Here is a 15,108-nt window from a genome sequence, read left to right on the forward strand (position 1 = left end):
GCGGCGATTATGGCGTTATCGCCATTTCATCCATGGGTTATGCAGTGTTAAAAAGTAGATTCAGCAACATTTGTCATTTTTCAGCTGCTCGGATAGAGCAGTCGTGTGCAGTCATTCAACAGATGGACGCGCTAACAGGCGCAGGAAAAGACCCGTTTTGAAGAAATCCGCCGCAACACCCAAAGCAGCAGTCGTGCCGGCCTGGCGTCAGCACCTGCATTACCGACTCAAGGAAGGTGCGCTGATCGCGATCGGCGCGCTGTGCCTGTTCCTGATGATGGCCTTGCTCACCTATGGCAAGGACGATCCCGGCTGGAGCCATAACAGCAAAATCGACGACGTGCAGAATTTCGGTGGCCCGGTGGGTTCCTACAGCGCCGATATCCTGTTCATGATTCTCGGTTATTTCGCGTACATCTTTCCGCTGTTACTGGCGATCAAGACCTGGCAGATTTTCCGCCAGCGTCACGAGCCGTGGCAGTGGAGCGGCTGGTTGTTCTCCTGGCGCCTGATCGGGCTGGTCTTCCTGGTGTTGTCCGGCGCCGCTCTGGCGCATATCCATTTCCATGCGCCCACCGGTCTGCCGGCAGGTGCGGGCGGGGCGCTGGGCGAAAGCCTGGGCGACCTGGCGCGCCGCACCCTGAATATCCAGGGCAGCACCCTGATGTTCATCGCGCTGTTTCTGTTCGGTCTTACGGTGTTCACCGACCTGTCGTGGTTCAAGGTGATGGACGTGACCGGCAAGATCACCCTTGACCTGTTCGAGTTGTTCCAGGGCGCCGCCAACCGCTGGTGGGCCGCCCGCGTGGAGCGTAAGCAGATGGTTGCGCAACTGCGCGAAGTGGACACCCGCGTCAATGAAGTGGTGGCGCCAAGCACGCCGGACCGCCGCGAGCAGGCCAAGGTCAAGGAACGCCTGATCGAGCGCGAACAGGCCCTGAGCAAGCACATGTCGGATCGCGAGAAGCAGGTGCCGCCGGTGATCGCCCCTGCGCCGCCCAAGGCGCCCGAGCCCAGCCACCGCGTGCAGAAAGAGAAACAGGCGCCGCTGTTCATCGACAGCGCCGTCGAAGGCACCTTGCCGCCGATCTCGATTCTCGACCCGGCGGAAAAGAAACAACTCAACTACTCGCCCGAATCCCTGGCGGCCGTCGGCCACTTGCTGGAAATCAAGCTCAAGGAGTTCGGCGTCGAAGTGTCGGTGGACTCGATTCACCCTGGCCCTGTGATTACCCGGTACGAAATTCAGCCGGCCGCGGGCGTCAAGGTCAGCCGTATTTCCAACCTGGCCAAGGACCTGGCCCGTTCCCTGGCCGTGACCAGCGTGCGCGTGGTGGAAGTGATACCCGGCAAGACCACCGTCGGTATCGAGATTCCCAACGAAGACCGCCAGATCGTGCGCTTCTCCGAAGTGCTGTCGACTCCGGAATACGACAACTTCAAATCGCCGGTCACCCTGGCCCTCGGCCATGATATCGGCGGCAAGCCGGTCATCACCGACCTGGCGAAAATGCCGCACCTGCTGGTGGCCGGTACCACCGGTTCCGGTAAGTCGGTGGGTGTGAACGCGATGATCCTGTCGATCCTGTTCAAGTCGGGCCCGGACGACGCCAAGCTGATCATGATCGACCCGAAAATGCTTGAGCTGTCGATCTACGAAGGCATTCCGCACCTGCTGTGCCCGGTAGTGACCGACATGAAGGACGCCGCCAACGCCCTGCGCTGGAGCGTCGCCGAGATGGAGCGTCGCTACAAACTGATGGCGAAGATGGGCGTGCGTAACCTGTCCGGCTTCAACGCCAAGGTCAAGGAAGCCCAGGACGCCGGTACGCCGCTGACCGACCCGCTGTACAAGCGCGAGAACATTCACGACGAAGCGCCGCTGCTGACCAAGCTGCCGACCATCGTGGTGGTGGTCGACGAATTCGCCGACATGATGATGATCGTCGGCAAGAAGGTCGAAGAACTGATCGCACGTATCGCCCAGAAGGCCCGTGCGGCCGGGATCCACCTGATCCTCGCCACCCAGCGGCCGTCGGTGGATGTGATCACCGGCCTGATCAAGGCCAACATTCCTACGCGTATGGCGTTCCAGGTGTCGAGCAAGATCGACTCGCGGACCATCATCGACCAGGGCGGCGCCGAGCAACTGCTGGGCCACGGTGACATGCTCTATATGCCACCCGGCACCAGCCTGCCGATCCGTGTCCACGGTGCGTTCGTTTCCGACGATGAAGTGCATCGCGTGGTGGAAGCCTGGAAACTGCGTGGCGCACCGGAATACAACGACGATATTCTCGCGGGCGTGGAAGAGGCCGGCAGCGGCTTTGACGGCGGCAGTGGGGGTGGCGACGATGACGCTGAAACCGACGCGCTCTACGACGAAGCCGTGGCGTTTGTGCTGGAAAGCCGCCGAGCCTCGATCTCCGCCGTGCAACGCAAGCTGAAGATCGGCTACAACCGCGCCGCCCGCATGATCGAAGCCATGGAGCACGCCGGCGTCGTCACCGCAATGAACACCAACGGCTCGCGCGAAATCATCGCCCCCGGGCAGATGCGCGACTGATTCCGCGCCGCGTGGCAGCACGCGGCGCGCCCTGACTACTCAATGAGGACTCCCATGCGCATTATCCGCATGCTGTTGTTGCCGGCACTGGCCCTGACCGCCGTTTCGGCCCACGCTGACCCGGCTTCCGTGGCCAGTCTGAAGAACCTGCTGGACAAATCCCAGACCCTGACCGCGCGCTTTTCCCAGCTGACCCTGGACGCCGGTGGCACCCAGTTGCAGGAAACCGCAGGCGAAATGGCCGTGCAGCGTCCCGGCCTGTTCTACTGGCACACCGAAGGCAAGGCCGAGCAGACCATCGTGTCCGACGGCCAGAAAGTCACGCTGTGGGACCCGGACCTGGAACAGGCGACCATCAAGAAACTCGACCCGCGCCTGAACCAGACGCCGGCGCTGCTGCTGTCGGGGGACGTGTCGAAGATCAACGACAGCTTTGATATCACCTCCAAGCAAACCAGCAACGTGATCGAATTTACGCTCAAGCCCAAATCCAGGGACACACTGTTCGACACGCTGTCGTTGTCGTTCGGCAACGGCGTGATCAACAACATGCGCCTGGTCGACAGCGTTGGCCAGCGCACCGATATCCTGTTCTCCGGGGTCAAGGCCAACCAGCCTGTGCCCGCGTCCAAGTTCAAGTTCGACATCCCCAAGGGTGCCGACGTGATCCAGGAATAAACTCCCCAGAGGTTTCAAACGCTGCCCATGGATCTGTTTCGAAGTGACCCGATTGCCCAGCCCCTGGCCGCGCGCCTGCGCTCGACCAACCTGGATGAGTACGTCGGTCAGGAACACCTGCTCGCTCGCGGCAAGCCCTTGCGTGAAGCCCTGGAGCAGGGTGCGCTGCACTCGATGATCTTCTGGGGGCCGCCGGGGGTGGGTAAAACCACCCTGGCACGGCTGCTGGCCAAGGTCTCGGATGCGCACTTCGAAACGGTCTCCGCCGTGCTGGCCGGGGTCAAGGAGATCCGCCAGGCGGTGGAAGTCGCCAAGCAGCAGGCCGGGCAGTACGGCAAGCGCACCATCCTGTTTGTCGACGAAGTGCATCGCTTCAACAAGTCGCAGCAGGATGCATTCCTGCCCTATGTGGAAGACGGCACGTTGATCTTTATCGGTGCCACCACCGAGAACCCTTCTTTTGAATTGAACAACGCCTTGCTTTCGCGGGCGCGCGTCTATGTGCTGAAAAGCCTGGACGAAGCGGCAATGCGAAAGCTGTTGCAGCGTGCGTTAAGCGAAGACAAGGGCCTGGGCAAGCGCCAGCTGAGTCTCAGCGATGAAGGCTTCAAGATACTGATGAGCGCCGCCGACGGTGACGGGCGCCGCTTTCTCAACCTGCTGGAAAACGCCTCGGACCTCGCCGAAGACGGCAATGAAATTGGCGTCGACCTCCTGCAAAGCCTGCTCGGCGATACGCGTCGGCGCTTCGACAAGGGCGGCGAAGCCTTCTACGACCAGATATCGGCGCTGCACAAATCCGTACGCGGTTCCAACCCGGACGGCGCGCTGTACTGGTTCGCGCGCATGATCGACGGCGGCTGCGACCCGCTTTACCTTGCCCGCCGCGTGGTGCGCATGGCCAGCGAAGACATCGGCAACGCCGACCCTCGTGCGCTGAGCCTGTGCCTGGCGGCGTGGGAAGTTCAGGAGCGCCTGGGCAGCCCGGAAGGCGAATTGGCAGTGGCCCAGGCCATTACCTATTTGGCCTGCGCACCTAAAAGCAACGCGGTGTACATGGGCTTCAAGTCCGCGCTGCGCGCCGCTGCCGAACACGGCTCCCTGGAAGTGCCGCTGCACCTGCGCAACGCGCCGACCAAGCTGATGAAACAACTGGGTTACGGCGATGAATACCGTTATGCCCACGATGAACCGGACGCCTATGCTGCCGGTGAAGATTACTTCCCCGACGACCTTGAGCCACAACCGTTCTACCAGCCGGTGCCCCGTGGCCTGGAGCTGAAGATCGGTGAAAAGCTCAATCACCTCGCCCAACTCGATCGACTCAGCCCAAAACAGCGGAGAAAGTAGTGCTCAAGACGATTCTTGCCGTGTCCGCAGCGGGCATCGCTGGTACATTATTGCGTTTCGCCACTAGCACCTGGGTCAGCGCCAACTGGCCGAAGCATTTTTATGCGGCGACCCTGGCGGTCAATCTGGTGGGCTGTTTGATCATCGGGCTGTTGTACGGCTGGTTCCTGTTGCGCCCGGAAGTGCCGATTGAAATTCGCGCCGGCTTGATTGTCGGCTTTGTAGGCGGTCTGACGACCTTTTCATCCTTTTCACTGGATACACTGCGCCTGCTGGAAAGCGGGCAGGCCCTGGTCGCCTTCGGGTACCTGGGTATCAGCGTGTTCGGCGGGCTGCTCGCCACCTGGGCCGGCCTGTCCCTGACCAAACTTTGATAAACGAGAGACCGACATGCTCGATTCCAAACTGTTACGTAGCAACCTTCAGGACGTAGCGGACCGCCTGGCATCCCGTGGCTTTGCCTTGGATGTTGCGCGCATCGAAGCGCTGGAAGAACAGCGCAAGACCGTCCAGACCCGCACCGAAGCACTGCAGGCTGAGCGTAATGCGCGTTCCAAATCCATCGGTCAGGCCAAGCAGCGCGGCGAAGACATCGCGCCGTTGATGGCGGACGTCGAGCGTATGGGCACCGAGCTGTCCGACGGCAAAGTCGAGCTGGACAAGATCCAGTCCGAACTGGATTCGATCCTGCTGGGTATCCCCAATATTCCCCATGAATCGGTACCGATTGGCGAAGACGAAGACGGCAACGTCGAAGTGCGCCGCTGGGGCACGCCGAAAGCCTTCGATTTCCAAATCAAGGACCACGTGGCCCTGGGCGAGTTGACGGGCGGCCTGGATTTCGAAACCGCCGCGAAAATGTCCGGCGCGCGTTTCGCGTTGTTGCGTGGCCCGGTCGCCCGCATGCACCGCGCCCTGGCGCAGTTCATGATCAACCTGCACACCGCCGAGCACGGTTACGAAGAAGCCTACACGCCTTACCTGGTGCAGGCGCCGGCGCTGATGGGCACCAGCCAGCTGCCGAAATTCGAGGAAGACCTGTTCAAGATCAGCCGCGACGGCGAAGCCGACCTGTACCTGATCCCCACCGCCGAAGTGTCGCTGACCAATATCGTTGCCGGCGAGATCCTCGATGCCAAGCAACTGCCGTTGAAGTTCGTGGCTCACAGCCCGTGCTTTCGCAGTGAAGCCGGTGCATCGGGTCGCGATACGCGCGGAATGATCCGCCAGCACCAGTTCGACAAGGTCGAGATGGTGCAGGTGGTCGAGCCGTCGACGTCCATGGATGCCCTGGAAGGCCTGACAGCCAACGCCGAACGCGTCCTGCAACTGCTGGAGTTGCCGTATCGCGTGCTGGCGCTGTGCACCGGCGACATGGGATTCAGCGCCGTGAAGACCTACGACCTTGAAGTGTGGGTGCCGAGCCAGGACAAATACCGCGAGATTTCGTCGTGCTCCAACTGCGGTGATTTCCAGGCGCGTCGCATGCAGGCGCGTTTCCGTAATCCGGAAACCGGCAAGCCGGAGTTGGTACACACCCTTAACGGTTCGGGCCTGGCCGTAGGCCGTACGCTGGTGGCCGTACTGGAAAACTACCAGCAGGCCGACGGGTCGATCCGCGTGCCTGAGGTGCTCAAGCCGTACATGGGCGGCGTCGAGGTCATCGGCTAAATGGAATTTCTGCCGCTGTTTCATAACCTGCGCGGCAGTCGTGTGCTGGTCGTCGGTGGGGGGGAGATCGCCTTGCGCAAATCCCGCCTGCTGGCTGACGCCGGCGCAGTGCTGCGGGTGGTTGCTCCCCAGATCGAAGACCAGTTGCGTGAATTGGTACTGGGCAGTGGCGGGGACCTGATGTTGCGCGGTTATCAGGAGGCCGACCTCGACGGTTGCGTGCTGATCATCGCGGCCACGGACGACGAGCCACTGAACGCGCAAGTGTCCAGTGATGCCAAGCGTCGCTGTGTTCCGGTCAATGTGGTGGACGCGCCAGCCTTGTGCAGCGTGATCTTCCCGGCGATCGTCGACCGTTCGCCGTTGGTGATTGCAGTGTCCAGTGGCGGCGATGCGCCGGTGCTGGCGCGCCTGATCCGCGCCAAGCTGGAAACCTGGATTCCGTCAACCTATGGCCAATTGGCCGGGTTGGCGGCGCGTTTTCGCGCCCAGGTCAAAGGCTTGTACCCGGATGTGCAGCAGCGCCGGGCGTTCTGGGAAGAGGTGTTCCAGGGCCCGATTGCCGACCGCCAATTGGCCGGGCAGGGCGATGAGGCCGAGCGCCTGTTGATCGAAAAGGTCAATGGCGCGCCGCCTTATGCACCGGGTGAGGTGTACCTGGTGGGCGCAGGCCCCGGTGATCCGGACCTGCTGACCTTCCGCGCCTTGCGCCTGATGCAGCAAGCCGACGTGGTGTTGTATGACCGTCTGGTGGCCCCGGCGATTCTGGAGCTGTGCCGTCGTGATGCCGAGCGCGTGTATGTCGGCAAGCGTCGCGCCGAGCATGCCGTGCCGCAGGATCAGATCAACCAGCAACTGGTGGACCTGGCCAAGCAAGGCAAGCGCGTGCTGCGTCTCAAGGGCGGCGATCCGTTCATTTTCGGGCGTGGCGGCGAAGAGATCGAGGAACTGGCGGCCCATGGCATCCCGTTCCAGGTGGTGCCGGGCATCACGGCGGCCAGTGGTTGCGCGGCGTATGCGGGCATTCCGCTGACGCACCGTGACTATGCGCAGTCGGTGCGCTTTATCACCGGACACCTGAAAAACGGTACGTCGGATCTACCCTGGCAGGATCTGGTGGGGCCGTCACAGACCCTGGTGTTCTACATGGGCTTGATCGGTTTGCCGATTATCTGCCAACAGTTGATCCTGCATGGCCGCGCCGCCGATACGCCGGCAGCGTTGATCCAGCAGGGCACCACCTCCAACCAGCGCGTGTTCACCGGCACCCTGGCCGACTTGCCGCGCATGGTGGCGGAGCATGAAGTGCATGCGCCGACGCTGGTGATCGTGGGTGAGGTGGTGGTGTTGCGCGAGAAGCTCAAGTGGTTTGAAGGCGCTCAGTCTCAGGTGTAAGCCTCAAAAGCATCGCGGGCAAGCCCCCTCCCACCTTTTGACTGTATTCACAGATCCAAGTGTGGGAGGGGGCTTGCCCCCGATGAGGCCATCAGCTTCAACCCATCATCCGCATCAGCCAAAGACACCCTTACCACTCAACCGCTCCCGATCATGCCCAACATCAAAGCGCTGGGCAGGCCCCTTCGGCACAATCCCCGTCGGGTTGATCGTCCGATGGCTGGCATAGTAATGCCCCTTGATATGCTCGAAATCCACCGTCTCGGCCACCCCCGGCCACTGATACATCTCCCTTAGCCAGTTCGACAGGTTCGTGTAGTCGGCAATCCGCCGCAGGTTGCACTTGAAGTGGCTGTAATACACCGCATCAAAACGAATCAGTGTGGTGAACAGCCGAACATCCGCTTCGGTGAGGTATTCGCCGGCCAGGTAACGATGCTCGCCCAGGTGGCGTTCCAGGTGGTCGAGCTCGGCAAACACATCATCAAACGCGCTTTCATAAGCCTGCTGCGAGGTAGCGAACCCGGCGCGGTATACGCCGTTGTTCACGGCGGGGTAGATGCGTTCGTTCAGGGTGTCGATGGTCGAACGCAGTGCCTGCGGGTAGAAATCCAGGGTATTGCCGGTCAGTTCATTGAAGGCGCTGTTGAACATGCGGATGATCTCCGCCGATTCGTTGCTGACGATGCGCTTGAGCTTCTTGTCCCATAACACCGGCACCGTGACGCGCCCGGTGTAGTCAGCGGTGTCGGCGGTGTACCGCTGGTGCATGAAGTCAAAACCGTCCAGTGCATCGCCGCTTGAGCCGTGGGCCTTGTCGAAGGTCCAGCCGTTTTCCAGCATCAGCCAACTGACTATCGAGACGTCGATCAGACTTTCCAGGCCCTTGAGTTTGCGCAGGATCAGGGTGCGGTGGGCCCAGGGACAGGCCAGGGAGACGTAGAGGTGATAGCGCCCGGCCTCGGCCTTGAAGCCGCCTTCGCCGCTCGGGCCGGGCTGGCCGTCGGCGGTGACCCAGTGACGGCGTTGCGCCTGTTCACGCTGGAAAGCGCCATCTGCGCTACTTTCGTACCACTGGTCTTTCCAGTGTCCTTCGATCAGCAAACCCATGACTGGCTCCTTGGCTAATAAGCGTTGGAGCCCAGTTTAAAGGGATGAGTTCGAACTAAAAGCGCAAAGACCGGAGCTCAATGATCGATTAAATCGATTTCTCTCGCGCATCCCAGTACTGCCGGGCCAGTTCGAACGCTTGCTCGCGGGTGCGTCCAAGGCCGCGCAAGGCCAGGGCCATGGTCGCGATCAATGCCAGTTGCGGGTAGCTGTCTTCGACGTCGCCACGCCACACGGCGTTCAGGTGCTCGGGCTCCAGGCTCGCCGGTTTGACGTGGCGCTGGGCGGAGAGGGCGGGCCATTTTTCGTCCCAGCTCTGGCCGCCGGTGGTGCCATACAAGTGGCTGAGGGTGTCGGGGTTGATCTCGATCTCGCCGCCGTCGCCCTTGACCACAATCACGTTGTCGCCCAGCAGGCCACTGGCATCGCGGTGCACGCCCTGGTAACCCGGGTGGAAAATGCTTTGCAGGCCGCAACGGGCATTCAGCGGGTTGAGCAGGCGTGCCAGGGAGTGGATCGGCGAGCGCAGGCCCAGGGTGTTGCGCAGGTCGATCATGCGCTGCAACTGGGGTGCCCAGTCACCCAGCGGGATAAACGCCAGGTTGGCGTGTGCATACGCCGCCTCGACCTGTTGCCAATTGCGGCACAGCGGTATGTGCAAGCGCTCCAGCAGTTGCTCGGTGTACAAGCGCCCCGCCGTATGCGCGCCGCCGCCGTGCATGAGGATGCGCACGCCCTGTTGCGCCAGGCATTTGGCCGCCAACAGGAACCAGGGCAAGTGGCGCTTTTTGCCCGCATAGGTCGGCCAGTCGATATCGACATTCAATGCGGGCGGGTTCAACCGCTCGCGTACCGCTTCGGTGAAGCCGGCGAGCTCTTCCGGGCTTTCTTCCTTGTGCCGCAGCAGCATCAGGAAGGCGCCCAGTTGGGTGTCTTCGACTTTTTCGTCGAGCAGCATGCCCATGGCTTGCCGCGCTTCCTCACGGGTGAGGTTGCGTGCGCCGCGCTTGCCTTTGCCAAGGATGCGCACAAACGGCGCAAACGGATGTTCTTCAGGCGTCGAGAGGGTCAGGGGGGCAAAGTCGGTCATAAGCAATTCGTCGGCCTGGGCAGGCCCGCCAGCTTGGCGGCGAGTTTGGCGGGAGTGCCGTTGAACAGTTTGTTGAGGTGCAGGCTGTTGCCCTTTTGCGGGCCGAGCTTCAAGGCGGTGTACTTGATCAGCGGGCGCGTGGCGGGGGACAGCTGGAATTCGGCATAGAACTGGCGCAGCAACAGGAGGATTTCCCAATGGTCCGGGGTCAGCTCCACGGCTTCGGCGGTGGCCAGGGCGTGCGCCACCTCATCGGACCAGTCATCCAGGTCGACGAGGTAGCCGTCCTTGTCCAGCTCGAGGGTGCGCGTGCCTACGGTCAGCGTGTTCATAGCCAAGTATTGACCTTGTCATAGTCGATCGACAACTGCACGAAGCCCGGATAGTCCACGCTGTCGGCCCAGTCCGGGAGCGGCAGGTTGCGTGCCTGCAGGTCTTCAGCCAGCACAAACACTTTCACCCCCCTGGTTTGCAGCGCTGCGTTGTGCAGGCCGTAGGCGCCGTCGCCGCACAGCAGGATGGCATCCGCGCTGCCGCACACACGCAGGCAACTGTCCAGACGAATGTCGGTAAAGGGGGAGTGGGTCACCACATGTAGAGTCGACATCAGAGGGTAATCACCTGGTCGTAACGGTCAATCAGCTGGGTAATGGCTTGGCTGTCCAGCGCCTGCGCAGTGTGCGGTGGCGGCAGCCCGCGCGCGGACAGGCTGTGGCTGCAGGCGAACACGTCATCGATGCCGAACAGGCCCAGCGCCTGCAGGTTGGCGCTCAAATCTTTTTGTTGCACGGCCTTGGCGTCCTGGTGCGGCGCCAGTTGGAACACACCGTCGTCCAGAAACAGCAGGCCGATGGGCAGGTCGAACGCGCCGCCGGCCAGCACGATATCCAGCGCTTCGCGCGCACTGGGGCCGGACCACGGCGCCTGGCGGCTGATGATCAGCAATGATTGGGCCATCACGAGCCTCCAAAACAGATCAGGCGGTCGGCGTCCTGGATCGCGTCATGCAATTGCCCCAGGCCCGACAGGGCCCAGGGCGCGTCCAGGTTCACCGCGCTGCGTTGATAGCGCGTGGCTTCCTCGGCATTGAGCACGCCGCGGCGCAAGGCGGCGGCGATGCACACGACGCCGTCCAGTTGTTGAGTACGGACAAATTCGCGCCATTGGCGCGCGATGTCCTGCTCGTCCTGGGGCGCGACGATGTTAGTGGAGGCGCTGTACACGCCATCCTGATAAAAAAACAGCCGCACAATCTCATGCCCGCCGGCCAGCGCCGCCTGGGCGAACAACAGGGCGCGGCGCGAGGCGGGCGCGTGGGCGGCGCTATACAGTGCAATCGCGAACTTCATGGAACACTCTGCCAACAAACGTGGGCCAATGATAAAGCCGCCGCGACGAAAAAGCCCGCCGTGATCAAAACGGTCACTGCGGTTGATTGTTCTGACGATTGCCGTCAGCGCCGAAGGCTGACTACGCTGTGGCCCGTCCAATTGCAAACGGAGTTTGTATGTCAGGTCCCTTGGCGTCCCTCAAAGTGCTGGATTTTTCCACCCTGTTGCCCGGCCCGTTCGCCTCGCTGATGCTGGCGGATATGGGCGCCGATGTATTGCGCATCGAATCGCCGACGCGGCCGGACCTGTTGCGCGTATGGCCGCCCCATGATCACGGCACGTCGGCGAGCCATGCCTACCTCAATCGCAACAAGCGCAGCCTGGCACTGGACCTCAAGCGGGCCGAGGCGCTGCAGATCGTCCTCGAGTTGGTCAAGGGCGCCGATATTCTCATCGAACAGTTCCGCCCCGGGGTCATGGACCGTCTGGGCCTGGGGTACGCCGCACTGCAGGCGATCAACCCCAGGCTGATCTATGTGTCGATCACCGGCTACGGCCAGACCGGCCCCTACAGGGATCGCGCCGGTCACGACATCAACTATCTCGCAGTCGCAGGCTTAGCCAGCCACACCGGGCGACGGGACAGTGGGCCGTTGCCGCTGGGCGTGCAACTGGCGGATGTGGGCGGTGGTTCCCTGCATGCAGTGGTGGGCGTGCTCGCGGCGGTGGTTGCACGGCAGCACAGCGGCGTCGGTCAATACCTGGATGTGAGCATGACCGACTGCTCGTTCAGCCTGAACGCCATGGTCGGCGCGGGTTACCTGGCCTGCGGGGTAGAGCCGGAGCGGGAAAACCATGTGCTCAATGGCGGCAGTTTTTACGATTACTACCGCACCCGGGACGGACGCTGGATGTCGGTGGGCAGCCTGGAACCGGCGTTCATGCAGCGGCTGTGTGAAACCCTGGGGCGACCGGAGCTGGCGCTGCACGGCGTGAAGCCTGAGCAGCAGCCGGCACTCAAGCGGGCGTTGCAGGTGGAGTTTGAAAAACGCAGTTTTGACGAGCTGTGCGCGTTATTTGCGCAAGTGGATGCGTGTGTGGAACCGGTGTTGAGCTTGAGCGAAGCGCTGGCGCATCCGCAGTTGCAGGCGCGCGGGTTGATCAGCCAGGTGCCGAGGGGCGATGGTTCGACCCAGGCGCAGATGGCCTGCCCGCTGAAGTTCTCCGAGGGTTTGCCGGCGCCACGGCATATCGGGGCTGAGGTCGGCGCGCACAGTGATGAAGTGTTGGCGGAGTTGGGGTTGAGTGCTGAGCGGATTGCGGATTTGCGGCAGGCCAAGGTCATTGGGTGACTGCTCTGGCGCTATCGGGGGCAAGCCCCCTCCCACATTTGCCCGTGTTCACAGCGTTAAGGTGGGAGGGGGCTTGCCCCCGATAAGGCCCTCATTCCACCCGAGTCTCCCCAGTGAACACAAGAGTATGCCGGCACCGCCGACACAAGTACCGCCGCCCCTGGCCGACCAACCCATGACGCTGGGCCGAAAACGCAAAGTCGCTGTCGGCACACGGGCACCGGTAGATATAGCGAGTCACCTGGCGACGCTTGACTGCGTAGGTGTGACAACGGTCCGGCGGCAGTTCGTAAACCCCACGCATGATCAACTGCCATTCCTCCCCATGGGGCTGGATGCGCTCGCCAAACAGTTGGTGGGCAATCAGATGCGCCACTTCGTGGGCCACGGTCTGTTTCAGGAAGTGCTGGCTGTTTTCTTGATAGAGCTGAGGGTTGAAGCGCAGCAGGTTTTCGTGCAAATGCGCGACACCGGCTTTCTGGCCCCGCAGCTTGAGGCTGACCGTGGGGCGTTTGAAGCTTCGTTTGAAAAAGGATTCGGCTTGCAGGAAACAATCTTCGACGCGGGTATTGAGTTGCTCGGGCATGCTGTACATATCTCCAGAGACGCCCAGTATGCCGCAAAGCAGGGGGTTTTCGAATCTGTCAGGCGCCGAATGGTCATGCATAACGCACAAAGCCACCGTATCGGTGGCTTTGCCTGCATTCCAAGGCGTCAACTGGTGTAGATGGGCCCCACGCCCAGGCCCCAGACAATGACGGTAAACGCCATGATTGCCACCAGCACCACCAGGCCTACAGCCAATACCGAGCTGGAAAACAGAAAGCCTTCATCCGGGTCGATACTCATGAACGTCGGCAAGCCCACGTACAGCAGATACACCGTGTAGCAGATCGCTGCGGTCCCCACCACCATACCCAGCCACATGTGCGGATAGAGTGCCGCCAACCCGCCGATGAACAGGGGCGTCGCGGTGTAGGTGGCAAAGGCCACGCAACGCGCCATGCTGGGGTTGGCATCATAGGTGCGGGCCATCCAGTGAATGAACGCGCCCATCACCGCCACACCGCCCAGCATCGCGGCGTACGACATCAGGGTCATCCATAGCGCGCTTTCCTGGGTGAGCATCACCGGGGCACGGTTGCCGATGACCCAACCGACCCGGGTGGTGCCGATAAATGCGGCTACGGCGGGGATCGCTGCGAGAACCAGCGTGTGAGTGAGGTACATGTGGCTGATGCTTTCTTCCTTATCGCCACGAATTTCCCGCCATTCCTGATCGGGATGGGTAAACAGCCCCACGACGTGATGGATCATGCCAGTCACTCCTGTCGTTATTACTATCGCCCCCATCGGAGCGCCCACCGGCCAACTGGCCTGCAAGGTCTGGATAGTTGTGCGACCTCACGTCGCAGTATAGGAAGTGATGTCCGGGAAAACTGTAGGGCCTTTAGAGTAAATCGCGCTGTAAACACGGGGCGTAATCGCCGCTGGGTCTGTGGATGGCAATTCGATCCAATGTGGGAGGGGGCTTGCCGCCGATGGCAGTGTGTCAGTCGAGGTAGTTGCTACTGATACACCGCAATCGGCGGCAAGCCCCCTCCCACATTGGAACTTGGTCGTTCATACCGGTAAAATGTCCGGCTTTTCGTCACACACCTCTAGCGGATCCAAGCGCCATGGGCACTCTTACGGTCAACCAGAACAAACTGCAAAAACGCCTGCGTCGCCTGGCCGGTGAAGCGGTCGCTGATTTCAACATGATCGAGGAGGGCGACAAGGTCATGGTCTGCCTCTCCGGCGGCAAAGACAGCTACACCCTGCTCGACGTGCTGCTGCACCTGCAAAAGGTCGCGCCGATCAAGTTCGAGATCGTTGCCGTCAACATGGACCAGAAGCAGCCGGGCTTTCCCGAGCATGTGCTGCCGGCCTATCTGAAGGAATTGGGCGTCGAGTACCACATCGTCGAGAAAGACACTTACTCGGTGGTCAAGGAGCTGATCCCGGAAGGCAAGACCACCTGCTCGCTGTGTTCGCGCCTGCGGCGTGGCACGCTCTATACCTTTGCCGATGAGATCGGCGCGACCAAGATGGCCCTGGGGCATCATCGCGACGACATCGTCGAAACCTTCTTCCTGAATATGTTCTTCAACGGTTCGCTCAAGGCCATGCCGCCCAAGCTGCGCGCCGATGACGGACGCAACGTGGTAATCCGCCCGCTGGCGTATTGCAACGAGAAGGACATCCAGGCTTATTCCGACTTCAAGCAATTCCCGATCATCCCGTGCAACCTGTGCGGCTCCCAGGAAAACCTGCAACGCCAGGTGGTCAAGGAAATGCTGGTGGACTGGGAGCGCAAGACCCCTGGGCGTACCGAGAGTATTTTCCGCAGCCTGCAGAATGTGATTCCGTCGCAATTGGCCGATCGCAACCTGTTCGACTTCGCCAGCTTGAAAATCGATGAGACGGCAGCTTCGCGTTTCGTCAATGTAGTGAACCTCTGAGCCTTATCGAGGCTCTAGTACACGGCGCTTGCGGGCGCCGTTTTCCATTCAACTGCCAGGA

16 protein-coding genes are annotated in these 15,108 nt (G+C 61.6%); 8 read left to right on the plus strand and 8 right to left on the minus strand.

Annotated elements, in window-relative coordinates:
• The first annotated feature begins 157 nt into the window (after positions 1-157).
• Genes CIB54_RS14400 through cysG form a run of 6 tightly spaced genes read left to right on the plus strand, consistent with a single transcriptional unit; the run spans position 158 to position 7,660 of the window.
• Positions 158-2,566 (plus strand): DNA translocase FtsK, encoded by a 2,409-nt coding sequence (locus CIB54_RS14400; protein WP_065884967.1) that lies wholly within the window; start codon positions 158-160, stop codon positions 2,564-2,566.
• A gap of 54 nt (positions 2,567-2,620) precedes the next feature.
• Positions 2,621-3,244 (plus strand): outer membrane lipoprotein periplasmic chaperone LolA, encoded by a 624-nt coding sequence (lolA, locus tag CIB54_RS14405; protein ID WP_065884968.1) that lies wholly within the window; start codon positions 2,621-2,623, stop codon positions 3,242-3,244.
• A gap of 27 nt (positions 3,245-3,271) precedes the next feature.
• Positions 3,272-4,594, plus strand: a complete 1,323-nt coding sequence (locus tag CIB54_RS14410; RefSeq protein WP_049712683.1) for a replication-associated recombination protein A — start codon at positions 3,272-3,274, stop codon at positions 4,592-4,594.
• Complete coding sequence (gene crcB / locus CIB54_RS14415; protein WP_065872076.1) at positions 4,594-4,968, plus strand: fluoride efflux transporter CrcB; 375 nt, start codon at positions 4,594-4,596, stop codon at positions 4,966-4,968. Before CIB54_RS14410 ends, crcB begins: the two co-directional genes overlap by 1 nt.
• 16 nt (positions 4,969-4,984) lie before the next feature.
• A complete protein-coding gene (gene serS, locus CIB54_RS14420; RefSeq protein WP_101220128.1) occupies positions 4,985-6,265 on the plus strand; it encodes a serine--tRNA ligase in 1,281 nt (426 codons plus the stop codon).
• The gene (cysG, locus tag CIB54_RS14425) at positions 6,266-7,660 is read left to right on the plus strand and encodes a siroheme synthase CysG (RefSeq protein WP_101220129.1); all 1,395 of its coding nucleotides are present in this window, start codon (positions 6,266-6,268) and stop codon (positions 7,658-7,660) included.
• Positions 7,661-7,774: 114 nt separating this feature from the next.
• Here the strand turns inward: cysG and CIB54_RS14430 are convergent, their stop codons facing one another.
• The 6 genes from CIB54_RS14430 to tusD all read right to left on the minus strand — a co-directional run bounded on the left by CIB54_RS14430 (position 7,775) and on the right by tusD (position 11,209).
• Complete coding sequence (locus tag CIB54_RS14430; RefSeq protein WP_101220130.1) at positions 7,775-8,770, minus strand: glutathione S-transferase family protein; 996 nt, start codon at positions 8,768-8,770, stop codon at positions 7,775-7,777.
• An 88-nt stretch (positions 8,771-8,858) separates the two neighbouring features.
• On the minus strand, positions 8,859-9,860 hold the full coding sequence (locus CIB54_RS14435) for a glycosyl transferase family protein (RefSeq protein WP_101220131.1): 1,002 nt from the start codon (positions 9,858-9,860) through the stop codon (positions 8,859-8,861).
• Positions 9,857-10,192 (minus strand): TusE/DsrC/DsvC family sulfur relay protein, encoded by a 336-nt coding sequence (locus CIB54_RS14440; RefSeq protein WP_065953150.1) that lies wholly within the window; start codon positions 10,190-10,192, stop codon positions 9,857-9,859. The genes CIB54_RS14435 and CIB54_RS14440 overlap by 4 nt, the downstream gene beginning before the upstream one ends.
• Positions 10,189-10,467 (minus strand): sulfurtransferase complex subunit TusB, encoded by a 279-nt coding sequence (gene tusB, locus CIB54_RS14445; RefSeq protein ID WP_101220132.1) that lies wholly within the window; start codon positions 10,465-10,467, stop codon positions 10,189-10,191. Before tusB ends, CIB54_RS14440 begins: the two co-directional genes overlap by 4 nt.
• Positions 10,467-10,817 carry a sulfurtransferase complex subunit TusC gene (gene tusC / locus CIB54_RS14450; RefSeq protein WP_065953152.1) on the minus strand — a complete coding sequence of 117 codons (351 nt, stop codon included), beginning with the start codon at positions 10,815-10,817 and terminating at the stop codon, positions 10,467-10,469. The genes tusB and tusC overlap by 1 nt, the downstream gene beginning before the upstream one ends.
• Entirely contained in the window at positions 10,817-11,209 is a 393-nt protein-coding gene (gene tusD, locus CIB54_RS14455; protein ID WP_101220133.1) for a sulfurtransferase complex subunit TusD, read from the minus strand. The genes tusC and tusD overlap by 1 nt, the downstream gene beginning before the upstream one ends.
• Before the next feature lie 158 nt (positions 11,210-11,367).
• On the opposite strand from tusD, the gene CIB54_RS14460 reads away from it, so the two are divergent.
• The gene (locus tag CIB54_RS14460) at positions 11,368-12,543 is read left to right on the plus strand and encodes a CaiB/BaiF CoA transferase family protein (RefSeq protein WP_101220134.1); all 1,176 of its coding nucleotides are present in this window, start codon (positions 11,368-11,370) and stop codon (positions 12,541-12,543) included.
• A gap of 91 nt (positions 12,544-12,634) precedes the next feature.
• Here CIB54_RS14460 and CIB54_RS14465 read toward each other — a convergent pair whose 3' ends face one another.
• Both CIB54_RS14465 and CIB54_RS14470 read right to left on the minus strand, forming a co-directional pair.
• Complete coding sequence (locus CIB54_RS14465) at positions 12,635-13,129, minus strand: SprT family zinc-dependent metalloprotease (protein WP_065953213.1); 495 nt, start codon at positions 13,127-13,129, stop codon at positions 12,635-12,637.
• A gap of 128 nt (positions 13,130-13,257) precedes the next feature.
• Entirely contained in the window at positions 13,258-13,860 is a 603-nt protein-coding gene (locus tag CIB54_RS14470) for a Yip1 family protein (RefSeq protein WP_065953155.1), read from the minus strand.
• A 362-nt stretch (positions 13,861-14,222) separates the two neighbouring features.
• On the opposite strand from CIB54_RS14470, the gene ttcA reads away from it, so the two are divergent.
• Positions 14,223-15,047 (plus strand): tRNA 2-thiocytidine(32) synthetase TtcA, encoded by an 825-nt coding sequence (ttcA, locus tag CIB54_RS14475; RefSeq protein ID WP_065953156.1) that lies wholly within the window; start codon positions 14,223-14,225, stop codon positions 15,045-15,047.
• The last annotated feature ends 61 nt before the right edge of the window (positions 15,048-15,108 follow it).

This window comes from Pseudomonas fluorescens (genome assembly GCF_002837185.1).
In the GTDB taxonomy this organism is placed as follows: domain Bacteria; phylum Pseudomonadota; class Gammaproteobacteria; order Pseudomonadales; family Pseudomonadaceae; genus Aquipseudomonas; species Aquipseudomonas fluorescens_AM.